This is a genomic window from Methanohalophilus sp. (assembly GCF_030156785.1).
GTDB lineage: Archaea > Halobacteriota > Methanosarcinia > Methanosarcinales > Methanosarcinaceae > Methanohalophilus.
On the sequence record NZ_JASGLW010000011.1, the window covers coordinates 25,883 to 49,373 of the forward strand.

Annotated in this window: 26 protein-coding genes; 20 read left to right on the forward strand and 6 right to left on the reverse strand. The window is 41.5% G+C overall.

The genetic code is table 11. The features are described 5' to 3' along the window. The first annotated feature begins 91 nt into the window (after positions 1–91). The 6 genes from PWQ49_RS07030 (at position 92) to PWQ49_RS07055 (ending at position 4,265) form a co-directional block, all read left to right on the forward strand. Positions 92–928 carry a phosphate uptake regulator PhoU gene (locus tag PWQ49_RS07030; RefSeq protein WP_300609351.1) on the forward strand — a complete coding sequence of 279 codons (837 nt, stop codon included), beginning with the start codon at positions 92–94 and terminating at the stop codon, positions 926–928. 76 nt (positions 929–1,004) lie between these two features. Continuing rightward, positions 1,005–1,640 carry an Era-like GTP-binding protein gene (locus PWQ49_RS07035; protein WP_300609353.1) on the forward strand — a complete coding sequence of 212 codons (636 nt, stop codon included), beginning with the start codon at positions 1,005–1,007 and terminating at the stop codon, positions 1,638–1,640. Positions 1,641–1,644: 4 nt separating this feature from the next. Beyond that, complete coding sequence (locus PWQ49_RS07040) at positions 1,645–2,004, forward strand: DUF2073 domain-containing protein (RefSeq protein ID WP_300609355.1); 360 nt, start codon at positions 1,645–1,647, stop codon at positions 2,002–2,004. A gap of 13 nt (positions 2,005–2,017) precedes the next feature. Further along, complete coding sequence (locus tag PWQ49_RS07045) at positions 2,018–2,521, forward strand: hypothetical protein (protein WP_300609357.1); 504 nt, start codon at positions 2,018–2,020, stop codon at positions 2,519–2,521. 15 nt (positions 2,522–2,536) lie between these two features. Next, positions 2,537–3,148 (forward strand): 6-phospho-3-hexuloisomerase, encoded by a 612-nt coding sequence (gene hxlB / locus PWQ49_RS07050; protein WP_300609359.1) that lies wholly within the window; start codon positions 2,537–2,539, stop codon positions 3,146–3,148. Between the two features lie 10 nt (positions 3,149–3,158). Further along, positions 3,159–4,265 carry a pyridoxal phosphate-dependent aminotransferase gene (locus PWQ49_RS07055; RefSeq protein ID WP_300609361.1) on the forward strand — a complete coding sequence of 369 codons (1,107 nt, stop codon included), beginning with the start codon at positions 3,159–3,161 and terminating at the stop codon, positions 4,263–4,265. Here the strand turns inward: PWQ49_RS07055 and PWQ49_RS07060 are convergent. Next, complete coding sequence (locus PWQ49_RS07060; RefSeq protein ID WP_300609364.1) at positions 4,243–5,214, reverse strand: GTPase; 972 nt, start codon at positions 5,212–5,214, stop codon at positions 4,243–4,245. The genes PWQ49_RS07055 and PWQ49_RS07060 overlap by 23 nt on opposite strands. A 123-nt stretch (positions 5,215–5,337) precedes the next feature. On the opposite strand from PWQ49_RS07060, the gene PWQ49_RS07065 reads away from it, so the two are divergent. Then, on the forward strand, positions 5,338–6,213 hold the full coding sequence (locus tag PWQ49_RS07065; RefSeq protein ID WP_300609366.1) for a CBS domain-containing protein: 876 nt from the start codon (positions 5,338–5,340) through the stop codon (positions 6,211–6,213). Here PWQ49_RS07065 and hisE read toward each other — a convergent pair whose 3' ends face one another. Both hisE and PWQ49_RS07075 read right to left on the reverse strand, forming a co-directional pair. After that, complete coding sequence (gene hisE / locus PWQ49_RS07070; RefSeq protein WP_300609368.1) at positions 6,214–6,510, reverse strand: phosphoribosyl-ATP diphosphatase; 297 nt, start codon at positions 6,508–6,510, stop codon at positions 6,214–6,216. It abuts the gene before it with no gap. Positions 6,511–6,832: 322 nt separating this feature from the next. Then, a complete protein-coding gene (locus PWQ49_RS07075; RefSeq protein WP_300609370.1) occupies positions 6,833–8,119 on the reverse strand; it encodes a 3-isopropylmalate dehydratase large subunit in 1,287 nt (428 codons plus the stop codon). Between the two features lie 40 nt (positions 8,120–8,159). Here PWQ49_RS07075 and PWQ49_RS07080 point away from each other — a divergent pair, with 40 nt between their 5' ends. Beyond that, positions 8,160–8,495, forward strand: a complete 336-nt coding sequence (locus PWQ49_RS07080) for a DUF4143 domain-containing protein (protein ID WP_300609372.1) — start codon at positions 8,160–8,162, stop codon at positions 8,493–8,495. Positions 8,496–8,648: 153 nt separating this feature from the next. Here PWQ49_RS07080 and PWQ49_RS07085 read toward each other — a convergent pair whose 3' ends face one another. After that, positions 8,649–9,314 carry a YkgJ family cysteine cluster protein gene (locus tag PWQ49_RS07085; RefSeq protein WP_300609374.1) on the reverse strand — a complete coding sequence of 222 codons (666 nt, stop codon included), beginning with the start codon at positions 9,312–9,314 and terminating at the stop codon, positions 8,649–8,651. Continuing rightward, positions 9,307–10,776, reverse strand: coding sequence for a DHH family phosphoesterase (locus PWQ49_RS07090; protein WP_300609435.1), 1,470 nt, complete (start codon positions 10,774–10,776; stop codon positions 9,307–9,309). The genes PWQ49_RS07085 and PWQ49_RS07090 overlap by 8 nt, the downstream gene beginning before the upstream one ends. Positions 10,777–10,901: 125 nt before the next feature. On the opposite strand from PWQ49_RS07090, the gene PWQ49_RS07095 reads away from it, so the two are divergent. From PWQ49_RS07095 to PWQ49_RS07125, 7 genes are read left to right on the forward strand one after another with little or no spacing between them, the layout of a single operon-like run. Then, the gene (locus tag PWQ49_RS07095) at positions 10,902–12,386 is read left to right on the forward strand and encodes an NAD(P)H-hydrate dehydratase (RefSeq protein ID WP_300609376.1); all 1,485 of its coding nucleotides are present in this window, start codon (positions 10,902–10,904) and stop codon (positions 12,384–12,386) included. Next, the gene (locus PWQ49_RS07100; protein ID WP_300609378.1) at positions 12,379–12,561 is read left to right on the forward strand and encodes a hypothetical protein; all 183 of its coding nucleotides are present in this window, start codon (positions 12,379–12,381) and stop codon (positions 12,559–12,561) included. Before PWQ49_RS07095 ends, PWQ49_RS07100 begins: the two co-directional genes overlap by 8 nt. A gap of 14 nt (positions 12,562–12,575) precedes the next feature. Continuing rightward, entirely contained in the window at positions 12,576–13,067 is a 492-nt protein-coding gene (gene moaC, locus PWQ49_RS07105) for a cyclic pyranopterin monophosphate synthase MoaC (RefSeq protein WP_300609380.1), read from the forward strand. Between the two features lie 52 nt (positions 13,068–13,119). Continuing rightward, complete coding sequence (locus PWQ49_RS07110) at positions 13,120–13,968, forward strand: ribose-phosphate diphosphokinase (RefSeq protein WP_300609382.1); 849 nt, start codon at positions 13,120–13,122, stop codon at positions 13,966–13,968. A gap of 15 nt (positions 13,969–13,983) precedes the next feature. Continuing rightward, positions 13,984–14,352 (forward strand): hypothetical protein, encoded by a 369-nt coding sequence (locus PWQ49_RS07115; RefSeq protein WP_300609384.1) that lies wholly within the window; start codon positions 13,984–13,986, stop codon positions 14,350–14,352. Next, positions 14,342–15,007, forward strand: coding sequence for an endonuclease (locus PWQ49_RS07120; RefSeq protein WP_300609385.1), 666 nt, complete (start codon positions 14,342–14,344; stop codon positions 15,005–15,007). The genes PWQ49_RS07115 and PWQ49_RS07120 overlap by 11 nt, the downstream gene beginning before the upstream one ends. Then, a complete protein-coding gene (locus tag PWQ49_RS07125) occupies positions 14,988–15,782 on the forward strand; it encodes a C15orf41 family protein (protein WP_300609387.1) in 795 nt (264 codons plus the stop codon). Before PWQ49_RS07120 ends, PWQ49_RS07125 begins: the two co-directional genes overlap by 20 nt. Here the strand turns inward: PWQ49_RS07125 and PWQ49_RS07130 are convergent. After that, positions 15,777–15,995, reverse strand: a complete 219-nt coding sequence (locus tag PWQ49_RS07130; RefSeq protein WP_300609389.1) for a hypothetical protein — start codon at positions 15,993–15,995, stop codon at positions 15,777–15,779. The two genes, PWQ49_RS07125 and PWQ49_RS07130, sit on opposite strands and share 6 nt — an antisense overlap. Positions 15,996–16,314: 319 nt before the next feature. Between PWQ49_RS07130 and PWQ49_RS07135 the strand changes: the two genes are divergently transcribed. The 5 genes from PWQ49_RS07135 (at position 16,315) to PWQ49_RS07155 (ending at position 23,491) form a co-directional block, all read left to right on the forward strand. Further along, positions 16,315–17,835 (forward strand): class I SAM-dependent DNA methyltransferase, encoded by a 1,521-nt coding sequence (locus PWQ49_RS07135; RefSeq protein ID WP_300609391.1) that lies wholly within the window; start codon positions 16,315–16,317, stop codon positions 17,833–17,835. Beyond that, positions 17,822–19,210 (forward strand): ATP-binding protein, encoded by a 1,389-nt coding sequence (locus tag PWQ49_RS07140; RefSeq protein ID WP_300609392.1) that lies wholly within the window; start codon positions 17,822–17,824, stop codon positions 19,208–19,210. Before PWQ49_RS07135 ends, PWQ49_RS07140 begins: the two co-directional genes overlap by 14 nt. A 205-nt stretch (positions 19,211–19,415) precedes the next feature. Further along, the gene (locus PWQ49_RS07145) at positions 19,416–20,549 is read left to right on the forward strand and encodes a hypothetical protein (protein WP_300609394.1); all 1,134 of its coding nucleotides are present in this window, start codon (positions 19,416–19,418) and stop codon (positions 20,547–20,549) included. Then, the gene (locus tag PWQ49_RS07150; protein ID WP_300609396.1) at positions 20,539–21,816 is read left to right on the forward strand and encodes a restriction endonuclease subunit S; all 1,278 of its coding nucleotides are present in this window, start codon (positions 20,539–20,541) and stop codon (positions 21,814–21,816) included. The genes PWQ49_RS07145 and PWQ49_RS07150 overlap by 11 nt, the downstream gene beginning before the upstream one ends. Further along, complete coding sequence (locus PWQ49_RS07155) at positions 21,794–23,491, forward strand: hypothetical protein (RefSeq protein WP_300609398.1); 1,698 nt, start codon at positions 21,794–21,796, stop codon at positions 23,489–23,491. The genes PWQ49_RS07150 and PWQ49_RS07155 overlap by 23 nt, the downstream gene beginning before the upstream one ends.

Below are 23,491 nucleotides of genomic sequence, written 5' to 3' on the forward strand. Positions count from 1 at the left end.
CATACAGGCAGGTTCAAGGGTAGCTATAAATAACCAGCCGGACGGCAGTCTTAATATTACAGCACTTGAAAGATCTTCCCAACCAAAAAAAATGAAAATGGACATAAGCAACCAAAGAGGTGCAGCACTTGTCCGGAATCTTATTGCAGCTTATGTTGCAGGATATGACATAATTGAATTAAAATCAAGTCGCATTTTGGCTGAGCAAAAAAAGGTAATACGTGACGTATGCCACAAACTAATAGGCCCCGAAATTATTGAGGAAACTTCAAAAAGCGTACTTATTCAAGACCTGCTAAATCCTGAAGAAGTTTCCATTAAAAAAAGTATTCGAAGGATGTTCCTTATATCCAACTCTATGCTAAAAGACGCAATTTCATCCCTCAAAAATGCTGAAAAAGACCTTGCGCTCGATGTTATGTTAAGGGACGACGAAGTGGACAGGCTCTTTTTATTAATTTCAAAGCAATTCAGATCCCTCTTCAGGGGCACTCGCCTTGCAGACATGAGAGAAACATCAGTGGACGAATACCACGACTTCAGGGTAGTAGCTACATCCCTTGAGCGTATAGCAGACCACGCACAAAGAATCGCTTCTGTTGCCAAAAGGCTGGATGCTCCCGTTCCTGAGGATTTGATGACATCGCTTGAGGAAGCCAGCACTGAATCGAGGATAATTGTTGAAAACGGTATCGAAGCATTATATGGGGCTGACGTTAAATTAGCAAACAAGGTGCTTAACGAGATGGGACACTTTAAAACAAAAATCGATACTTTAAACGCCAGTTTTCTGAAACTGGACAACATGGAAATGGCAATTGGATTGGGAAGCGTGGTAGACAGTATTGAGCGTACTGCGGATTATGGAGCCAACATTGCAGAAACTGCCATTAACATGGCAATTGCTACAAAAGCTGGGGATAATTGAACATCAACAACGATTATTTATAGAATAATAATGTCTTCATCAATGGCTATCTCCACATCAAAATGGAGGATATAAATTGGGTGTAATAAGATCATTAAAAAGGAATTTTTCCGGATTTTTCCGTAAGCTTTTCAACAAGAAAAATGCACGGATAGGAATATATGGTCCGCCAAATGCCGGCAAGACCACTCTTGCAAACCGTATCCTCAGGGACTGGACCGGAGATGCAATGGGCTCCGTATCAAGTATCGCCCATGAAACCCGCCGAGCCCGAAGAAGAGAAGGTGTCACAATACAGGCTAACGGCAATTCCCTTACACTGGACATTATCGATACACCAGGCCTTGCAACTAAAATCGATTTCCATGAGTTTATGGAACAGGGGATGAATGAAGCAGATTCAAAGAGGCGTGCAAAGGAAGCAACTGAGGGCGTGATTGAAGCGGTCAAATGGCTGGAAAATCTGGACGGTGTAATCCTTGTTATGGACGCTACTGAGGACCCATTTACACAGGTAAATGTAACTGTCATAGGAAATATGGAAGCCCGCAGCCTTCCATTATTGATTGTGGCTAACAAGATTGATTTGCCGGAAGCAAACCCCTCCACAATAAGAGATGCGTTCCCACAGCACCCACTCGTGGCGATTTCTGCACTTGAAGGGAATAATATTGATACTCTCTATGAAGAGATAGCAAAGAGGTTCGGGTGATCATATGCAGGGCATTCAAATGGATCTTTTGTCAGAAGACAGGCTTTCCAGAATGACCACTGTTGAAAAAATCAGGTTTATTCTGGATGAAGTTAAAAGTGGAAAAATCCTTGTGCTTGAAAGGGGTCTCACCCCGCAGGAAGAAGCAAACCTCATAGAAATGACCATGACACTTATTGACCCTGATGACTTTGCAGGTATTGAAATGGAAACGTATCCGGCACACGAGGATACTTCACTGATGGGTAAGCTTTTCAAAAAGCAACCTAAAACACGCCTGACCGTAATCGGACCTGCAAACAAGATCAAAACCCTCCGTAAAGACAGGGACATGATCACTGCACTTGTATCTGCGACAAAGTAAATGACGGATACCTATGGAGGAAACTGAACCACTAGAAAAAACAGTTCCTGCCTCACAATCTCTATCATCTTTTGAAATGGGCAGGGATGACGTTAATGTAGTCTGTAGCTATGGAAAAATATCTATCTGGTTCGGTAGGCAAACGCCTGAAGTTGTGGTAGGAAAAGTCCTGATTGGTATTTCATCAGTAGATCGCACGGCAGTCCATGAAATGGATATTGTCTGTCCATTTGAAAAAATTACAGAATATGAAAGCTATGGATATACCCTAGTCTCATATGCAAAATGCAGTCAAGGGTACAGAGCAACGTTCCAGATTTCATTTAATAACAATAAGGCTTTATTCCACCTTGCTGAACACATCCTGCAAAAACTCAAAACCAGTGATATGAACATGGATGTATACTGGACCGGGGATGATTCGGACATCACAAAATTATCCGAACAGCTCAAGGATATCAATGGCTGGAATATTAAGGAAATAAATTACAAGGAAAACAGCGGCAAGGATAAGTAAACTTGAGGAAATTACATGATACAAAAAAAATCTTGTGATGCGTGTGAACATCTAAAATCATCCATGAAACTTATGGCCAATCACCTGCTTGATGTGGCAAACGGACTGGATGAGGAAAGTATCAAGCAGGCAATAAAGAACATTCTTGATGCCAAGGCCATTTTTGTGATGGGAGCAGGAAGGTCTGGGCTTGTTGGAAAAGCATTTGCAATGAGACTCATGCACCTTGGATTCACTTCATATGTTGTAGGGGAATCTACCACACCTGCAGTACACAAGGGAGATCTTGTGATTGCGATATCCGGATCAGGAGAAACACGCTCCATAGCTGACCTTGGGGCCATTGCAAAAGAAATTGGTGCAACACTTCTGACTGTTACATCCAACAAGGACTCCACCCTTGGTCGGATATCTGACACCGTAACAGAAATTGCAGGCCGCACAAAAAATGACAGTGGTGGATACCTCGAGAGGCATATGAAAGGAGATTACACTCTCCTGACACCTCTTGGCACTTCTTTTGAAATCACATCTCTCGTATTCCTTGATGCTTTGGTTGCAGAACTTATATACATCACCGGTGCATCCGAGGCAGATCTTAAATCCCGCCATGCAAAGCTTGAATGAGATGATGAATATGGTAAGCACCTTTGCAGAAAGAGTTCAAGAAATTGACATATCTGGAATCAGAAAAATGTTTGAGGGTGCTGGCCCAAATGCTATCAACCTCGGCATAGGCCAACCGGATTTTGATACCCCCGAACACATAAAAAAAGCTGCAATACAGGCAATTGAAGAGGGATTTACCGGTTACACCGCAGGACCCGGAATACCTGAATTAAGAGAAGCATTGAGCCACAAATTCTGGGAGGAAAATTCAATTGAAGTTTCTCCTGATAATATTATCGTAACATCCGGAGCTTCTGAGGCTCTTGAGCTTGCCCTTGGTGCATTTGTAAATACAGGAGACGAGGTTCTCATAGCCGACCCCGGGTTTGTTTCTTACAAAGCTTTAACTGAAATTATGGGCGGGTACATAACAGGCATTCCTCTTAATGAAAAGCTTTGCATGGACCCGGAAACCGTTAATGAAATGATTTCACCAAATACCAAAGCGCTCATAATTAATTCACCTGCAAATCCTACCGGTGCAGTCCAATCAAAAAGCGATATGAAAGCATTTGCAGAAATTGCAGATGATAACAACATAATGCTTATCTCAGACGAAGTGTATGAGCACTTCATCTACGAAGGAGAGCATGTAAGCCCTGCTATATATTCTGACAATGTTATCACAGTCAATGCAGTATCCAAAACCTATTCGATGACTGGCTGGAGACTGGGATATGTGGCTGCTTCACCTGAAATCACACAACAGATGTTGAAAATTCACCAATATGTCCAGGCATGTGCAACCTCCATATCACAAAAAGCAGCCCTTGCCGCCATCGAGGGCCCAATGGATCCTATAATGGAAATGAAAGAAGAATTCAGGAAAAGAAGAGACCTGCTACTTTGGGGCCTGGGCAAACTTGGAATGAAATGCACAAAGCCTGATGGTGCATTCTATGCATTTCCGGAAGCTGAATCAGGTACAGCAGAAAAACTTATTTCAGAAGGAGTTATTGTTGTTCCCGGTGAAGCCTTTGGAGAAAATGGTAGTGGCCATATACGGATTTCGTATGCAACTTCAAAGGAGAACATCAAAAAAGCGCTGGCCATCATGCAAGAGGTTCTTTTATAACCTTTTCGTTTAACATTTTGATAAGCATGTCAACTGCATTATCAACCCCTTCACCTGTCATGGTAGACATCTGAACATCTGCTTCGGACTTAATGTTGTTCAGATCTTTTTTATTGGCACCTACCAGCATTGGAAGAGGAAAATTTTCTTTTATTTCATACATCAACCTCAACTGATCCTTCATTTCATAGCCACAGTATTCACTTGGGTCAAGGATAAAGAACACAATGGCATCGAGGTGCTTCAGGGCTGCTATCGCCTGCATCTCCGCTTCATTCCTGTCTGCCATTGGCCTGTCAAGTAATCCTGGAGTATCAAGTACCTGATACCTCACGCCGTCACGTATGAAATGCCCTATTGATACACCTTTGGTTGTAAAGGGGTATGATGCAATTTCAGGTCGTGCCCCGGTAATCGAGGATACAAAGCTTGACTTCCCAACATTCGGGTAACCTGCGACTACTATAGTTGGCTCATCCCTCACATCCGGGAGTTTGCGTAGCTTATTGCGGACATCATTAAGATAAAGGAGATCATCTTCAATTGATCCCATGATAGAAGCCATCCTGCCAAAAGCCTGTTTACGAATCTGCTGTGGGGATTCGCTTTTCCGGATTTTCTGCACATGCTGGCGGGATATTTCATGGATTTTGGAAGATGCCCATCCGATTCTTGAAAGGGACTGCCTGAGATCATCAACACCTGCTATAACGTCAACCACATCATAATAGAAAGGTGACAGGTGTTCAAAACTCGGAAAACGGCGGACTATATTCCCCAAGTTATCAGAAAGTATGTTTGCTGCTGTCAGCATCATGGATTCGTTTGCTTTTAGAAGTGACTCCCTGCCACTTACCTGCTTACCTGCCATTGCACGGCTAGCTCTCCTGAAAGCTTTATCCAGTAATTCATCGGATGTAGGGACAGTATTTATTTTTTCAAAAATCATTGTATTGTAACCTTCCGCACATGTAAAACGTGATAATGTTATATATTGTTATATAATAGTATTGCCAGAGCTAATTACTTATACCATTACCACTGACATTTCCAATAAGAATAGGGTGATCGAATGGAACTTACACCTATCCAAAAAGAAATACTCATTGCTGTTATCAATTTACAGAGACAAAAAGACGGTGCAGTTAAAGGTGAAGAGATAGCAGAGCTTATTGATCGGAACCCTGGAACCGTCCGGAACCAGATGCAATCCCTGAAAATGCTTGGATTGGTGGAAGGAGTTCCCGGACCAAAAGGAGGTTATCGGGCCACGGGAGATGCATATGAAGCTCTCAATATGACTGCAATGGATCATGAAGCTGTTGTACCCTTATACCTCAATGGAGAGATTGTAGAAGGCACAACTGCCTCTGAAATCAGTTTTACAACCGTGCGGCATCCAAAAATGTGCAGTGGTAAAATACGGGTAATCGGCAACATACGTGATTTCCAGACCGGGGATCAGATACAGGTGGGCCCAACCCCTGTTAATCGTTTGATTGTCAGGGGAGACATTGTAGGAAGAGATGATTCCGAGAATGCCCTTTTGTTCTCAATAACTGAAATGGTATCCCTACCTAAAAAAACCGTAAAACAGTATATTACCCACAAACCTATCACCGTAAACCTCAACTCATCAATACAGGAAGCTGCAAAAGTACTCGTTCATAACAATATCCATGGTGCAACTGTGGAAGATGGGGGAAAAATCGTAGGAATAGTCACATTTACAGATATTGGAGAGGCACTTGCAAACGGTAAAATTGACCTTAAGGTAAAGGATATAATGTCTGAAGATCTGATCACGATTGATGGCGAGGCTTCACTTATCGATGCCGTCAAGATGTTCAATGAGCATGAAATCGGCAGGCTGGTGGTCACAATCGATGGAGTCCCAAAAGGAATTCTTTCACGGACAGATGTACTCCATGAACTTATAGTATACTGATTAGTGACGTCTGCGTTTAAATTCCTCAGCAATTTCCTCAAGGGAAATGTCGTTTGCTGAAAGCATTACAAGCAGATGGAAGAGTAAATCACTTGATTCGGCAATGATCCTATCCTTGTCACCATTTTTCACGGCAAGAACAGTTTCAAAGGCTTCTTCACCTACTTTTTCCAGTATTTTGTCCATACCTTTTCGGTGCTGGAACAAGGAGCAAACATAAGAACCTTCAACTGTATTTGATTTTCGATCTTCAATTGTGTCATAAACGTCTTCCAGCACAGATAACTTGCTTTCCATAAAAAATTCTCCTTAGACTTAAGATGGCTAACGGGCATCATAAATATTATTGTTTTCCTTTTTGTGCACCATTATATAAAATCAAAACCAAATTTGCTCTATGAGTGGTTTCGCTGCACTTTGAAGTAACCGCCACGGAAGTGGCAGGTATACGCTGTTGTTGCCGTTGATGCATCTGGACAAACTTTCTGGATTGTTAATAACATATAAAAAATAACTTGTTGACGTTGACAGAAAACCAATATGACGGTAGACCCTTAGCTTTCTAGCCAACGTCTGATCGTGAGATATTCAATGATAAATATATCTTTTTTGGTTGCTTTTAAATTTTTCTTGGATCCGTAATCTCACCATAAAGCGCAGCAGCTGCCGCCGTTGCAGGAGATCCAAGATATACAAATGACTCGGGGCTTCCTTCCCTTCCACGGAAATTACGATTGGAAGTTGCGAGACCCACTTCGCCGTCACCCAGCAGTCCGAAGGAACCACCCATACATGGACCACAGCATGGAGATTCTACAATAGCACCTGCTTCTACCAGCTGTTCCACATAACCCGCTTTCAGAGCTTTCATATATTCAGCTCTTGAAGCAGGAATCACAAGCAGCCTCACACCAGAAGCTACCGGTTCGTTACCCATGAGCTGTGCAAGTATCTCTATATCCTCAAAGCGACCGTTGGTACATGAACCTACAAACACCTGATCAACTTTTGTGCCTTCCACTTCAGAAATTGGCTTTACGTTGTCAACGTTGTGCGGACATGCAACCTGTGGTTCAAGACCTGACACATCGTACTGACGAATGTCATGATAGGAGGCACCTTCATCTGGTGTCCATTGTGGATCGAGTTTGAATCCGGGAATCCTTTCCTGAAGATATTTCTCCGTAACTTCATCCTGTTCAATGATACCAGCTTTTCCGCCCATTTCAATGGCCATGTTCGACATTGTCATCCTTTCGGAGATGCTAAGGGAGGATACTGTGGGTCCTGCATATTCGGCTGCCATGTATCTGGCACCCTCCGCCCCCACATCACCAATGAGATAGAGGATCAGATCTTTGGAATAAACCCTCTTCTGTAGCTTTCCGCTCACTTCAAAACGAATAGTTTGTGGAACCTTAAACCAGAGTTTTCCTGAGGCCAATACTGCAGCCATATCTGTTGAGCCGACCCCTGTTGAGAATGCACCAAGTGAACCATAGGCACATGTGTGTGAGTCAGAACCTACCACAAGGTCACCGGGTTTTACGTGACCCTTTTCAGGAATTACCTGATGGCAAACCCCTTCATAAATATCATAGTTCTTGATGCCCTGCTCAGAAGCAAACTTCCTGAGTTTGATGTGGTTTGCTGCTGCATTCAGTGAATCTGCAGGAACCTGGTGATCAAAGATAATAACAATTTTTGAAGGGTCCCAGACTTTTGACTCTTCTTTATCCTTCATAATTTCATAAAAGCCATCCACGGCCAGAGGCCCTGTGATATCATGGGTCATGGCAAGATCGATGTTCGCAAGGACAAAATCACCCGCCTTAACATCGTTGCCGGAAGCCTTTGAAAAAATTTTTTCTGCAATGGTCATTGGATTATCGGACATGGCAATCATGGCAGTTTAATGCACCTTTCATAAATAAACCAATCGCTGGATGAAGAATGCTGTATCCTTCAAGCTCTCCTCTGATACCGGCAGACTATATGAGAACATGGTTTTTATCCGGCTCCTGCAGTTGGGTCAGGAGATCTACTACTGGCAGAACCAAAAAGGTCATGAGGTCGATTTCGTCACAAAGAAAGGGCTTGAACCAACCCAACTGATACAGGTTTGCTACGATCTGTCCGACCCCGATACAAAAAAACGCGAAATTAACGGTCTGCTCGCCGGCATGAAGAACTTCAGGATGAAAGAAGGTCTCATAATCACGTCTAATGAGTTCGGCGAGGATGAAATTGAGGGAAAGAAGGTGAGGTATGTGCCGTTGTGATATTGGATACTGGAGGACGGGGATTAAATGATCATCGGCCAGCTATTCCCGGATTTGGTGAAAATGTCGGCTAATTCAGTTTTCACGAGTAAAGCAATGACCGGGTGCAAAATATTGACTATCTTCAAGCAAAATATACATACAATTGAAATTTTATAACCTGCTAAGGTCAAACTCAGACGTCCCTTTCGTATCATATACGATTATCCGAGAAGCCTTACAAATGTCGGATGACAACCTTTCTTCAAGGACAACACCGGATTCAAGGAATTTCTCATATATTTTTATTGTATCCATTAATTCCACGACTTTCCTGTGGACAACATGAACAGCGAGATTCCTTGCAGCTTCCAGAGAAATGAATTTTCCAAGACCTTCGCACTCGCACACTTCCAGCTTACCATTATTCAAGAAAAAAGGATAAGTCCGGCAAAGATACGGACGATGATCATAGATCTGGCATTCTGAATTATTGTTAAGGAAAATACAATCCATATCAGGAGTTCTTTTCAACATCCAGCCAAATGTATGAAGTATACCGTTTTTGTCAACTAACTGCCATTGTTCTTTATCAGAAAGATCTATCATTGGGATTACAAAACCATCTTTTAATGATTGTTTTTCAAGGAGAGTCATGTCTTCAGAATTTAAGAGGACTGAATTATCCCCAAAACTTCCCCTACAACATTTTCCACAACGTATACATTCAAAACCAATTGACATTATCTGGCTGGCAATTGAATCGATATCGAGATTTTCAATGACCTCCAGCTCTTCATAAACGGAAGAAAATAGGGCAGAAGTGTTGGATTTACTCATCCAGTTCCTCTACACCAACCGCATTCAGGAATTTCTTGACTACCGCCTCATTCACAAGGCGTAGGAGAGTCTGGCGATCCTTTATCCCGCTGAAGACACCAAGCGGGATCTGGGCAGCTGCAGCAGTGCTGTGACCCCCTGCTGAATTTTCACCAAATGCTTTCTTCAGAACTTCACCCAGATTTATCCGAATGTCATTGCTCCTGCCGGATATGTAAATCCACTCATCCGAAACACCGAAAACAATGGTTGTAAAAATACCTTCCAGATTCAGCAAATATTCCGCTGCCTGTGGCAGGGTATCCCTGTCCCTGATGGTCCCCACATTTGAAAGGAGATAGCTTCCAAAAACCTGCCGGTTCTTGATTGCTTCCCCGAGAACATCAAGAGTTTCAATAGACATTGACGGTCTTTCAAGTTGCTCCAAAATCTCATGATCTGCCAGAGGATACAGATAAGAAGCTGCCGAAAGATCGGCTGATTCGGTATTCCTCTTAAAATCCATTGTATCTGTCCGGATACCATAAAGAAGAGCTGTAGAAAGTACACTATCTATTTCAATATTAAGCTCCTGGAGGTATTTTGTCATGATAGTGGACGTGGCTCCTACATTCGGGCGAATATCAACAAAATCCGCATCCACTTCAACATCACCAACCGGGTGATGATCAAATATTAGTCCGACATGTTGCCCTTCTTCCAACATGTTATTCGCACCGGGTACAGCACAATCCACAAGGGCAAGCTCATCAAATTCCTCAATGGAATGATTTTCCATCCTATGAAGTTCAATGCCTAACAGATTTACAAATGCCTTGTTTTCTTGATGGCCGATTTCACCATGATACAAAATTGTGGCTTGTACTTCATGATGCTCCGCAATTTTTTGAAGGGCAAGTGCACTGGCCATTGCATCCGGATCAGGGTTATCATGAACAATAATTCCAAGCTTTTTATGTGCACGTTTTTTGAGCCAGCCTGACAGTTTGCTTCCAAGCATCATTGATTCAGCCCTCCCAAGGGATATTGCAATCGATTTGGAAACAATCTTGGAGGGCACGAATACAAAGTTTGCACCCAGCTTCTCCATTTCCTGTTTATTGATAATGTCTGATGATCTGGCTATACAATAAGTGTCCGGCCCGAACAGATCCCTAGCATTTTTGATTGCCTTTTTATTGGCATCATTATCAGAACTTACTACCAGGACTCCACTCAATTTTTTACCAACGAATTGTTTGAGTGTCTTAAGGTCTGCAATATCACCTTCTGTAGCTTCATACGCTTCTTCGCGAAGGGTCTCAACCTTTTGAGGGTCCTTATCAACGATAATGAGATCTTTTCCCATTTCTCGCAGTTCTTTAGCAATTGCAAAGCCTATACTTCCGCTTCCAAGAATAAGATAAACGGGTTTAAAACGTGTCTTTTCAGGAGCTTCTGAATCATTTGATCCGGCGGGTATAAACCATACCTCCCTGCTACAATAGAAATACTATCTGATATTAAGATATTTTGGAGAAACTATTTGAAGGAGAGAATGTCAAACAATAAATAATAATAGCAACAGAAGATGAATACGGGGTTATCATGGATTCTATCACATCTGCCAGGATGAGGGCAATCGACGCCAATTGTTCCTACCTTGGTTTAAAGGGCATACAGTTAATGGAAAATGCAGGTGCAGCAATTGCCCGGGAGGTTACCTACAATGTCAGCAACGGGAATGTGCTAATTGTAGGAGGCAGAGGAAACAATGGTGGAGATGGATTTGTAGCGGCAAGGCACCTGTCGGCACTTAAGGATTTGAAAGTGAAGATTATCCTCACTGGAAAGCCCGACACCATCCGCACCGAGGATGCAAAAGCAAATTTCAAGTTGCTTGAACACTGCGATATTGAAGATATTCGTGTCTTTGACAATTCTCCCATGACACATGATTGGTTCAAAAGTGCAGATGTCATTATTGACGCACTCCTTGGCACAGGAGTAAGAGGAAGAATCAGAGAGCCTGAATCCACATTAATTGAACTAATTAATTCCAGCAATGCGAAAGTAATTGCAGTTGATACTCCATCCGGGATTGATCCTGACACCGGAGCCGTTTCCGGTAAGGCAGTCAAAGCAGACATAACTCTGACGTTCCATCGAATGAAAACCGGACTTGAGTCCTCAGGAGCAAAAGAATTTACCGGGAAAATCAAAGTAATTCCCATAGGCGTCTGTAGGGATGCAGAAGTTCATGTCGGCAGAGGAGATCTTGAACAGATTACCAGAAGAAATCCTGACAGCCACAAGGGTGATTCCGGAAGAATCCTCATCATTGGCGGTGGCGCATATTCAGGTGCACCGGCTCTTGCAGCAACAGCTTCCCTGCGAACGGGTGCAGATATCGTAACCATTGCAGCACCAAAGAGTGTCGCAAAAACAATTGCATCGTTTTCCCCTAACTTAATCGTGAAAGAATTAACCTCTGACAGGTTATGTATGGAAGACATTCCTATACTTGAAGAGCTTATTAAAGAACATGACGTTACAGTAATGGGGATGGGTCTGGGGAGAGATAAAAAGACACTTGAAGCCGTGAAACAAATAATTCCATTATGTAACAAACTTGTGCTGGATGCGGATGCGTTGTATAAACTGGAGTTTCCAACGCCTACTGACTGCGATATAATAATTACACCCCATGCCGGAGAGTTTCGAAAACTTGCAGGCAGTATTCCTGAAGCCCCCGATGATAAAATTAACTTTGTGACAAAGTTTTCCCTCCAGAAAAATGTAACTACCCTACTAAAAGGCAGCACGGATATTATTTCAGATGGAAAACAATACAGGTTAAACAAAACTGGTAACCCCGGAATGACAGTAGGAGGAACCGGAGACGTACTTGCGGGAATTGTCGGGGCATTGTTTGCACGTTGCGATGCGATTGATGCGGCAGGAAATGGAGCATTTATCAGCGGTGTTGCCGGAGACCTTGTGTTTGTGGAAAAGGGATACGGTCTTCTTGCAACGGACATAATTGAAAAAATCCCAGAAGCAATAATGAGGGGAGGTACAAAACATGACTGAAAAAAACCGGAAAATATCTGTGGATATCGAAAGGCACAGACTCAGGATAATCATCAATCACGGAGAAGATGAGGAAATAATAAAGCTTAATATAACGGAAGCACACAACCTGCTAAAAGCGCTTGAAGAGACATTGAAAGATTACGAGCAAAGGCAGAACATTCGAATAGACTAAAGAAATAAGGTGGTTTGTTGAAAGATTTTACCCATATTAAAAACGGCCGTGCCCAGATGGTGGATATTGCAGGGAAGAAAAGATCTTATCGCAGGGCTACTGCCTCCGGTAAAATCTATTTGTCAGAGGACAGTTTGACCCGGATTCAGAAAGGAGAAGTAGAAAAAGGTAATGTGCTGGCAACTGCCCGTGTTGCCGGAATCATGGCTATTAAAAAAACACCGGAATTAATCCCTTTGTGTCATCCACTTCCAATTGACGGGATTGAGATGGATTTTGAGGTAGATAAAGATGGAATTTCCGTACAGGCAACCGTGAAATCCATTGGTAAAACCGGTGTGGAAATGGAAGCAATTACGGGAGTCAGCTGTGCACTTCTCACAATATGGGACATGGTAAAAGCAATTGAAAAAGATGATACTGGAAACTATCCTACAACTTCCATCGGTGATATCAAGGTACTTGAAAAAGTAAAAGAAGAACTTGAGGATCCCAAGTCCTTATAAATCACAAATGCATTGCTAACTAATCATATCATTATTTAAGAGGGGGAATATTATGAAAATAATACCCGGACCTGCATCACAATTACTCGCTTCAAGGGTTGCCCAGCAACTTGGAATCCAGCCTACAATCTGTGAATATAGGCAATTTCCAGATGGTGAATTCTATACACGCATCCTTGACGATGGAATAGATGACGTAACCATAATCCAGAGTACACCACAGGATTCTGACCTGATAGCACTTCTTCAGCTCATTGATGCATGCGAGGAGGCACCACAAATCAATGTTGTTATTCCATATATGGGATATGCACGACAGGATAAGGTATTCAAACCCGGAGAACCAGTCAGCGCCCGCGCCATCGCCCGGACTATAAATGCAGACAGGGTTTTTACTGTGAACGTCCACGAACAAACAGTTCTTGAACATTTTAACGCAGATTCTTTCGACTTGGATGCATCACACCTTTTGGGAGATTACATCCGTTCATTGAATCTAAAAGACCCGCTTATTATTGCACCTGATGCAGGAGCACTGGACCTTGCTGAAACTGCAGCGACTGATGTGGGAGTCCCTTATGATTACTTTGAGAAAACCAGGCACAGTGGAGAAAGTGTCACCATAAAGGACAAGGAAATCGATGTTGTGGGGAAGGAAGTAATTATTATTGACGATATGATTGCAACTGGTGGGACAATGGCAGAGTCAATCCGTATGCTGAAAGAGCAGGGCGCTACTGAGGTCTATGTTGCATGTGTTCATCCGGTACTTACAAGGAATGCCGTTGTAAGACTTTATAATGCAGGTGTTACAGACATAATATCCACCGATACCCTTGAGAAGGTACAGAGCAAAATTACTGTTGCACCACTGATTGCCGATGCAATAAAAAAGCTCTGAGAGGAGTGAAACCAGATGACTCTTCCACAAAAATGTCCCCTTGGCAACACTGACGGATGCAGAGGCAGGGATTGCCATCTGTACCACATCGACTGGAGAACCGGCGAGGAAAACTGTTCTATCGGATATCGCTATACTCACAAGACAAAAGGGTCTTCCCACACCATTGAAGATACATATGCAAGGGATGTAAAACTTCGCAAAATGGAAGCTGCAAGAAAAAGAACAGAAGTTGTGGAAGAAACAGCCAAAGACACTTCAAACTCTAACATAGATGAAGAACCCCCGGTTTCCAAAGAAGGGGAAAAAACATCAAAACTTGATTCCCTGATGGACGAACTCCCCGAAAACTACGAAGAGGAGTTCTGGGCGAATGAAAGTTGAAAAACCTGAGAAATATAATCACAGATCTCTTGTAGTCGGGATCTATAACAAACTTTTTGATGAATTCGGGAAACAGAATTGGTGGCCTGCCGAAACTCCCTTTGAAGTAGTTGTTGGTGCTCTGCTTACGCAGCAAACCAAATGGCAGAATGTGGAAGAGGCCATCAAAAATCTTAAGCAAAGGGGTCTGATGGATGCGGAAAGTATTGCATCTTCAGATATTGAATTGCTGGAAGAAACTATTTATTGCACCGGTTTTTACCGCCAGAAAGCCAAACGTTTAAAGCAAATATCTACTTTTTTTTCGGAAAATAAGATGGAAGAAGTGTTTTCTCTCCCTCTGGACGAACTCCGCAACACTCTCCTTTCACTCAACGGCGTGGGACCGGAAACCGCAGACAGCATTATACTTTATGCCGCCAACAGACAAAAGTTTGTTATAGATGTTTATACCAAGAGAATTATGAAATGTCTTGGCATTGAAGGAAATTATTCGCAACTACAGGAGTTGTTTGAAAAGAATCTTCCGGATGATGTCGACGTCTACAAGGAATACCACGCTTTGATTGTGGAATACGCAAAGAAATATTGCGTTAAGAAAAAATGCGATATATGTCCCCTTACCGGAGAATTCAATGGACCGGATTACCTATGATCAGATCAGCAAGTCAGTCCATACGATTGATGATATTGAAAGTATCTCACTTGAGTTTGGACAACCAAGAGGCGTTATCGGCACTATTCTGAACCAGAAAATTGTGGAACACGTGAAAAAGAATTTTCACAATATGCAAAAGAATGCAGAGAAGAATCTGACACTCTGGATGAACGGCATGAGCATTATTGAAATAGCTGAGATATACAAATTTCCACCTACTCTTGTAATATCCAACCTTCTGAGGCAAATGGGATACTCTAAAAAGTATACCATCAATCATCTTGAGGAACTTCCGGACAGGAGACTTGCGTCTGAGATTTCTGAAGCACTTGATTCAGACGCCTTTTTCTCACCATGGGCACACCACATGCAGGCTCACAGGGGTCAGATGGGGGAGGAAATAATTGCAGAGTGGCTTGACGAGAAAGATATTACTTACTATACTGAAGAAGATTTAAGAGACAAAAATTTGTCCAAAACACCTGATTTTTTGCTGGAGGTACCGCTGGAAGTTGAAGGAAAAAAAGTCAGATGGATTGAGAGTAAAGCAGTATTTGGAAGTCAGCAAGAACACGAGCATTATATCAAAAGGCAATTTAGTGAATATGAGAGGTTATACGGAAGCGGGCTGATTGTTTACTGGTATGGCTATCTTGATGACATATCCCTGGAAAAACATGTGATAAAAGATTACAAACTTGAAGAGGAAATAGAAAATAATACTTCAAGAAAGATCATTGAACTGCTGAACTTTGTGCCGGGTCTTTCATGAGTTGTTTTTATAAAGTGTCTTTTTTGTGTGTACATGAGAGAGTTCAGATCCATTGTACACCACAATTTTTTCAGCCAAATATGCGTGAGTTCCCAGAGATTCAAGCAACGAGTCAACTTCAGCACTTTCAGGATCCTGTTCCGTGTTCATCTCTAAAATATCCTTCATAACAGACATTGCGTTTTTTTGAGTAGGACTAGTTATCCGAGTCATTGGAATAAAATTAATTGGCAAGTATTAAAAATCTGTCGATTTTTTATTTTCGCCTGCGATACCATGAGATCAGAGATGAACATGATTGATTGTTTTAAAGAAAGGAGGCTGACAAATTATTGCTTATCCATCCAGATATACATTGTGATAAATTCTCAAAAGAAAGTGTTTTTGTCATGTGAATTTAAAGGTTGAAAGAAACCTAAAAGGAAAATTAACTGCAGCATATGCAGGATTTCTAACTTGAACATAATAATAAAATTTATATGGATTCTCGGACTTACCCCTACTAAATCTACAATCAAGTGAGCTGTGCAAAATGGTCAATGGTGCGAATCTCGGTTTTGAAGAAAAACTTTGGCAGGCGGCGGATAAATTAAGGAACAACATGGACGCTGCTGAGTACAAGCATGTAGTCCTGGGTTTGATTTTCCTGAAATACATTTCAGATGCATTTGAGGAGAGGTATGTGGAGCTTGAAAATGATGAGTGGGCAGACCCCGAGGATCTGGATTACTATTTGGAAAAAAATATATTCTGGGTTCCACCTGAAGCCCGCTGGGAATACCTCCAGAAAAACGCAAAACATCCAACTATCGGGAAGCTCGTTGACGATGCCATGACTGCCATTGAGAGAGATAACTCTTCCCTCAAAGGTGTTCTTCCGAAAAACTATGCACGGGAGGCATTGGATAAACAGAGGCTTGGTGAGCTTATTGATCTTATCGGAACAATCGGCCTTGGGGACCGGGAAAATCGCAGCAAGGACATCCTTGGGAGAGTGTACGAATATTTCCTTGGGATGTTTGCGGATGCGGAAGGCAAGCGTGGAGGCCAGTTCTACACTCCCCGGAGCATCGTGAGGGTGCTTGTAGAGATGATCGAGCCGTATCATGGCAGAGTGTACGACCCGTGTTGCGGCTCCGGCGGGATGTTCGTGCAGAGTGAGAAGTTCATCGAGGCACATGGCGGACGGATTGACGATATTGCAGTGTATGGTCAGGAGTCCAACCAGACAACATGGCGGTTGTGCAAGATGAACCTCGCAATCAGGGGAATTGATGCAAATATCAAATGGGGAGACTCATTTCACAATGACCAGCATAAGGACCTGAAGGCGGATTTCATCCTTTCAAATCCTCCATTTAATGATTCCGACTGGAAAGGTGATCAGCTTACCGATGACAAAAGATGGAAATTTGGGATCCCACCAAGAGGCAATGCGAATTTTGCATGGGTGCAACATTACATCCATCATTTGTCCCCCACGGGTATTGCAGGATTTGTGCTTGCCAACGGATCTATGTCCTCGAATACTTCTGGCGAGGGGCAAATCAGGAAAAACATTATCGAAGCCGACCTTGTGGATTGTATGATTGCCCTTCCGGGGCAGTTGTTCTACAATACCGGTATCCCGGCATGCCTGTGGTTTGTCGCCCGGGACAAGAAGAACAACAAATTTAGAGATCGGCGGGGCGAGATCCTGTTCATCGACGCCAGAAATATGGGTGTCCTTCGGGACCGCACCCACCGGGAACTTACGGAGGAGGAAATTCAGAAGATCGCCGATACATACCACGCATGGCGCGGTGAAGGCGGCGAGTATGAAGACGTCCCCGGTTTCTGCAAGTCCGCAACCCTCGATGAGGTCAAGAAACATGATTACATCCTGACACCCGGGCGTTACGTAGGTTTTGCCGAGGAAGAAGAAGATGACGAGCCCTTTGAGGAGAAGATGGAACGGCTGACCTCGGAACTGGCGGAGCAATTTAAGGAGTCACGGGAGCTGGAGGAGAAAATCAGGAAGAATTTGGCGGAGATTGGGTTTGATTTCAGTTGAAGAATGTGATTTTATAATCAGGGAAAAGAAGCTGGATTATGCGCTTCCTCTGAAAGAAAATGAAACTGTTGAACTGAAACTGTCTACTTCCGAGCTCAAGGAAGCAATCATATCTATTGTTGCTATTCTGAATAAACACCAGAGTGGGGAACTGTATTTTGGTGTGAAGGATGATGGCACGGTTTTGGGGCAACAGCTTGGCAGGGGTACCTTAAGGGATATTTCAAGAGCGATTTCGGAGAATATAGAGCCATCTGTCCATCCATCGATCTATCAGGTGGAGATTTCGGGTAAAAAGTGTGTTCTTGTGGAATTTTCGGGAAATAAAGTTCCTTATTTTGCTTATGGACGGGCTTATATCCGTGTGGCTGATGAGGACAGGCGGTTGAGTGTCCATGAACTTGAGAATATGATCCTGAGTAAGAATCGGGATAAGCTGCGCTGGGATACTGAGGTATGCAGGGATGCGACACTGGATGATATCAGTGAAAGGAAGCTACTTTCGTTCTTGAAAGATGCCGAAAGGCAGTTCGATGGCGATTTACGTAGTTCTCTTGACAAATTGAAGTTGCTTTCCAATGACAAGCCTACGAATGCGGCTATTATTCTTTTCGGGAAGGCGCCTGAAGACTTTTTCCCGAATGCGAGGTTGAGGTGTGCCATGTTTGCAAGGGATGATACCTCTTTAATCCTTGATATGCAGGATTATTACGGTGATCTCTTTTACCTGATAGCCCGGGCTGAGAAGTATGTGCTTTCAAATATCCATGTGGGTATGAGACTTGATGGCCTGAAGCGGGTTGATGTGCCGGAAATCGACAGGGATGCCTTGAGAGAGGGAATTATCAATGCATTCTGCCACAGGGATTATTTTGAGTATGATTCGGTGAATGTGGCGGTTTTTAAAGATCGGGTGGAGATCAGGAATAAGGGTCGCCTCTATGGCGGGCTTTCGGTTGAAAAAATCAGGTCAGGAATGTTTTCTGAGCGCAGGAACGAGTTAATCGCCGACATTTTCCACGAGGCCGGTCTGATTGAGAAATGGGGCACTGGAATCCAAAAAATCCTGAATGCTGAACCGGAAACGTGTTTTGAGGAAGTAGGTACGCAGTTTATTGTAACTTTTAGAAGAAATGTGTCAGAAGAGATCAACATCACTGGAGATGAGCCTGATGATGGTTTGCAGGAAAATCAGAGGATAATTCTACAGCTTATGAAAAGTAACCCCCGTATTTCTAAAAGGAAAATTGCCGAAATTATCAGGATTAACAGCAGTGCAATTGACAAGAATATTGCTACACTAAAAAAGAAAGGATTTCTCAGACGAGTAGGTTCACCAAAGAGCGGGCATTGGGAAGTGCTCTCCGATAAATGAACAGGGTGGGTAGAAAGGTGGGTAGAAAGGTGGGTAGAAACATGAAAATAAGGATCAATAAAGGCATCGTACCAGAGAAGAAAACAGGGTAAACATTAGATAAAACAGGGAAGTAACAGAAAGACATACTATTAAAATTGGTGCTCAGATGAATGGTCAAAAAGGTAGTCAGAGTCATTAGTAAAAGCGCAGGAAGGGTGCATAAATGACCGCAAAAGAAGGTGTTAAGGAAGCTGAAATCGGGCTGATTCCTGAAGATTGGGGACTTAAAATAGAGAATGTAAAAGATACTATCGAGATTGAGATTTATGCTGATGAGATCGTACTCCCTAAGGATTTCAATAATAAAACGAAAAACTTTATTTGCATAGGATGTTTATTTGTTCCCCTTTCAGAAAAAAAGAAGTTGGTGCATAATTTAAGCAATTCCAGGTGTTTGTATGAGAAAAATGAAGAATGGACTTGGGATTATAAAAAATGCTTGTTTTCAAGAGATGGAGATTCTCAATGTAAAAAACAATGGCATGACCAAAATACGTGTGAGATTCATCATGCTGACTTAAGAAGTTCTCGCTCAAATAAGTCACAGAAAGATATCTCTAAAAAATGGTTAGATCTTCTTATTAGGCATAATAAGCGAGATAAAAGAGAAATCTATTTTAATATACTATATATTGAGTTAGACAAATTACAAATTGAAAATTTTGGTCAAGAAAAAGTCCATGAGAATATATATAATAGATTTTTTAGAACAACTATTGATTATGGAATGAAATATTTTTTTAGTGGCAATAAAAAAATAGTTGTTAAAAAAGTTATCCACGACAAAGGAAGTATGGAATTTCATAAATATTTTCCTTATTTAAATCTAATTAAACTGGATTTTCAATTAGGAGAAAACATGGCTATAGAAAATACTGATGTCATTTTTGTCGATTCAGATCATAGAAATTATTTAGAAGATGATTACGAATTAGTAAATGAAAGTCAGTTAATACAATTTATAGATTTAATAATTGGTTCAACAACTCAAAATATCTTTTACCTTTCTAATGATTCATTAAAAAAAGAAGTTGCTATGATTATACGACCTTTGGTCAAGAGATTGTTAGAAAATCCATATAATAAGCATAGCTCTTACAATTACTTTAAAAAACAAAAAATAACTTTTTTCCCAAAAAATAAAATCGAAGATGCAAAAAGAATATCATCTGATTTGTACTCTAATCTTTTTGAAGAGTTTGGAAAGGATAATTTTTACACTAAAAAAACATTAGACATGCCTGCATATGACCCCAACCAAACTGAGTTGTCCTCATGGTGTTCGAATGAAAACTAAAAATGAATTCAAAGAAAGTGAAACCAGCAAGATTCCAGAAGGTTTTCATCTGATCACCCTTGGAAAATTAGTTACCTTCCAAAGAGGCTATGATTTACCCAAGAAAAAGCGAAAAAAAGGCAATTATCCCGTTGTAGCTTCTAATGGAATTGTTGATTATCATAATGAATTTAGAGTAGAAGGAGCAGGTGTAACAATTGGTAGGAGTGGAAATTTAGGAGAGCCATTATACATAAAACAAGATTATTGGCCATTAAATACTACATTGTATGTTAAAAAATTTCACAATTCAGATCCGCTTTTTGTTTATTATTTTTTAAACACATTAGATCTAAAAAAATACAATTCTGGAAGTGCTGTTCCAAGTCTGAACAGAAACTATATTCATCCTATCAAAATAATCGTTCCTGAAAATATTGAAGAGCAAAAAAAGATATCTTCATTTTTGAGATTATTTGACGACAAAATCGAACTCAACCGCCGGATGAACACCACCCTCGAACAAATCGCACAAGCAATTTTCAAACACTGGTTTATCGACTTCGAGTTCCCGGATGAGAACGGGCAGCCCTACCGATCCAGCGGCGGCGAGATGGTGGATTCGGAGCTGGGGGAGATTCCGGCGGGGTGGATGTATAAATCTGCAGAAAGTATTGCTAATGTAGGGATAGGAAAAACTCCTCCTAGGAAACAGGCAGAGTTGTTTTCGAAAGATTGTAATGACGTTAGATGGGTTTCTATACGCGACATGGGTGAATCTGGAACATACATGCTCGATACAAGCGAGTATCTTACAGAATCTGCTGTGAATAAGTTTAACGTGCGCGTTGTACCTAATAATACGGTTTTATTAAGTTTTAAACTAACAATTGGACGTGTGGTTCTCACAGATGGTGAAATGACTACTAACGAAGCAATTGCTCATTTCAAACTTACCCATGAGCCATATGTTTCAAGTGAGTATCTCTACCTTTATCTACGAAATTTTGATTATGAGAGACTTGGAAGTACATCCTCTATCGCCCAAGCTGTTAATTCAAAAACAATAAAATCTATGCCAATCCTTGTTCCGCAGCGAGAAGTACTTAATGAATTTACTGCTAAGATATCTACTATTTTTGAAATGATAAAGTCCAATCAAAAGGAATCTAGGAATCTTGCTCAAATGCGTGATGCATTGTTGCCCAAGCTGATTTCAGGAAAATTGCGAGTGAATACTATCGGCAAAAATGGAGGTCAAATATATGAGAATGAAGAGTTTAGTTAATTACTTAGAACAGCAGCAAAAGCCCCTAATTTCTTCAGAAGATTCACTCAAAGCTTGGTACAGTCAAGATGATTCTTTAAATTTTCTCCTTAACTCAACGGATGACGATGTTCCGGTCTACATATGTGGGAAAAATTATTTTCTTTATTCACTCATTGTTCCATCGGACAAATTGAAAAAGGGTTATGTAGAAGATTTGCTTGGATGGAATTTCAATGCAGACAGTGGTTACGGTTATGGATACTCTTTTTCAAAAAACGAGCCAGTTCCTTTTCTTAGCGATCCAATGGAAAATACTGGTTCAAAAGTATTAGATGGCAGCTTACCTTTATTTTTCTTACGTTATTTCTATGGTTATAAGGATCATGAAAGTTATGTTGAAATTAACCAGAAAATCAGCCATGTGCTTGATATCCATTGGGTTGAGGAAAAACATGCTTGGTGCAAACTGAATAAGTTAGGAGAGATCATACCGATTGTAAATTGGATAGAACAAGATGATCTTACTTTGTGCACCCTTCGCAAAGAAGAGCTTGACTTTTACTTATTTTTAGCCAATGCCTGCTTAATTAGAGTGTTTGATGTCTCCCGATCATTAGATTGGACGTCTGGTAGTGAACTTGAAAAATCATTCATGGATGAAGAAAACGAGATATATGCGCATCATACGCTAATAGGAGATCCCAATAACCCTACGGCAAGTATTCTTCGTGGTTTTCAAATCATCCGCTGTAAGAAGCCCCGTGAAAAAATGATATTAAGACTGAAAGGCAAAGAACCTCGCAAATACGTCAGATTCATTATATGGGACTGGAAGCATAAGAAAGAACAAGAATGGACGTCTGATCCAGAACAGATCGGAAACTATTTTGTAGAGTCTAATTATCCTTTCGGAACATCACCAGCCTTTTTCAAGCCAGATGTCCTATCAAAATATCGCCAAAACCCTTCACGTTATAAAATACATGATCGATGGATTGAGTGCAAAGGTGCTTGGTCCTTGCGATATGATATCAATGAAGAAGGACAGATTCATGTTTACATCTGCGATTTAAGCTACCTTCCATATGAGGAACAGCTATATTGGAGATCTTTTAATGAGCCCCCTAAAGCTGGCATCTCTTCACGTTCTTTCAAGACTGATTTTGAAGGACAGTGCGATCCTTCTTACGATCCCTTACACTCTCTAAAAGATACTCTTACTCAGTTTCCACAGAACGATGAAAAAGGGAATCCATGCTCCATATGGAAAATACCACAAGTTTCAGAAACCTGTGATTTAACATTCTTAGGATATGTCGTAACCGACTCACGTAAAGAATGGGAAGATCAAATCCTAGTACTTGCTAAAATTATTGTTGAAGGGTTAAATAAATCATATATTAATGAACTTGCTGAAGCAAAACGCTGTCGTGATAAGAACCTTGGTTCCATTAAGCAACTTGGGCGAATACTAGAATGTGTTTCTCTTTCTCCAGAAGATATTAAGATAACAATTGATCCTCTTAATGAACTTTGGCGTCTTCGTTCTGCTATTGTTGCACATGCTGGTGGTGATCCACCAAAGGAAAAACTTAGTATACATTTTAAGAAGTTGCTCACTGATTGTGACTCTGCAATGCAGAAGCTAGCTGAATTGGTTAAAACAGGAACCTTGTTGCAAAAGGGTGACTGA

Coding starts and splice junctions, on each gene's coding strand:
- PWQ49_RS07030 (WP_300609351.1), top strand. CDS start 92: ATGAAAATGGACATAAGCAACCAAAGAGGTGCAGCACTTGTCCGGAAT.
- PWQ49_RS07040 (WP_300609355.1), top strand. CDS start 1,645: ATGCAGGGCATTCAAATGGATCTTTTGTCAGAAGACAGGCTTTCCAGA.
- PWQ49_RS07045 (WP_300609357.1), top strand. CDS start 2,018: ATGGAGGAAACTGAACCACTAGAAAAAACAGTTCCTGCCTCACAATCT.
- hxlB (WP_300609359.1), top strand. CDS start 2,537: ATGATACAAAAAAAATCTTGTGATGCGTGTGAACATCTAAAATCATCC.
- PWQ49_RS07055 (WP_300609361.1), top strand. CDS start 3,159: ATGGTAAGCACCTTTGCAGAAAGAGTTCAAGAAATTGACATATCTGGA.
- PWQ49_RS07060 (WP_300609364.1), bottom strand. CDS start 5,214: ATGATTTTTGAAAAAATAAATACTGTCCCTACATCCGATGAATTACTG.
- PWQ49_RS07065 (WP_300609366.1), top strand. CDS start 5,338: ATGGAACTTACACCTATCCAAAAAGAAATACTCATTGCTGTTATCAAT.
- hisE (WP_300609368.1), bottom strand. CDS start 6,510: ATGGAAAGCAAGTTATCTGTGCTGGAAGACGTTTATGACACAATTGAA.
- PWQ49_RS07075 (WP_300609370.1), bottom strand. CDS start 8,119: ATGATTGCCATGTCCGATAATCCAATGACCATTGCAGAAAAAATTTTT.
- PWQ49_RS07080 (WP_300609372.1), top strand. CDS start 8,160: ATGAAGAATGCTGTATCCTTCAAGCTCTCCTCTGATACCGGCAGACTA.
- PWQ49_RS07085 (WP_300609374.1), bottom strand. CDS start 9,314: ATGAGTAAATCCAACACTTCTGCCCTATTTTCTTCCGTTTATGAAGAG.
- PWQ49_RS07095 (WP_300609376.1), top strand. CDS start 10,902: ATGGATTCTATCACATCTGCCAGGATGAGGGCAATCGACGCCAATTGT.
- PWQ49_RS07100 (WP_300609378.1), top strand. CDS start 12,379: ATGACTGAAAAAAACCGGAAAATATCTGTGGATATCGAAAGGCACAGA.
- PWQ49_RS07110 (WP_300609382.1), top strand. CDS start 13,120: ATGAAAATAATACCCGGACCTGCATCACAATTACTCGCTTCAAGGGTT.
- PWQ49_RS07115 (WP_300609384.1), top strand. CDS start 13,984: ATGACTCTTCCACAAAAATGTCCCCTTGGCAACACTGACGGATGCAGA.
- PWQ49_RS07120 (WP_300609385.1), top strand. CDS start 14,342: ATGAAAGTTGAAAAACCTGAGAAATATAATCACAGATCTCTTGTAGTC.
- PWQ49_RS07125 (WP_300609387.1), top strand. CDS start 14,988: ATGGACCGGATTACCTATGATCAGATCAGCAAGTCAGTCCATACGATT.
- PWQ49_RS07130 (WP_300609389.1), bottom strand. CDS start 15,995: ATGACTCGGATAACTAGTCCTACTCAAAAAAACGCAATGTCTGTTATG.
- PWQ49_RS07135 (WP_300609391.1), top strand. CDS start 16,315: ATGGTCAATGGTGCGAATCTCGGTTTTGAAGAAAAACTTTGGCAGGCG.
- PWQ49_RS07145 (WP_300609394.1), top strand. CDS start 19,416: ATGACCGCAAAAGAAGGTGTTAAGGAAGCTGAAATCGGGCTGATTCCT.
- PWQ49_RS07150 (WP_300609396.1), top strand. CDS start 20,539: ATGAAAACTAAAAATGAATTCAAAGAAAGTGAAACCAGCAAGATTCCA.
- PWQ49_RS07155 (WP_300609398.1), top strand. CDS start 21,794: ATGAGAATGAAGAGTTTAGTTAATTACTTAGAACAGCAGCAAAAGCCC.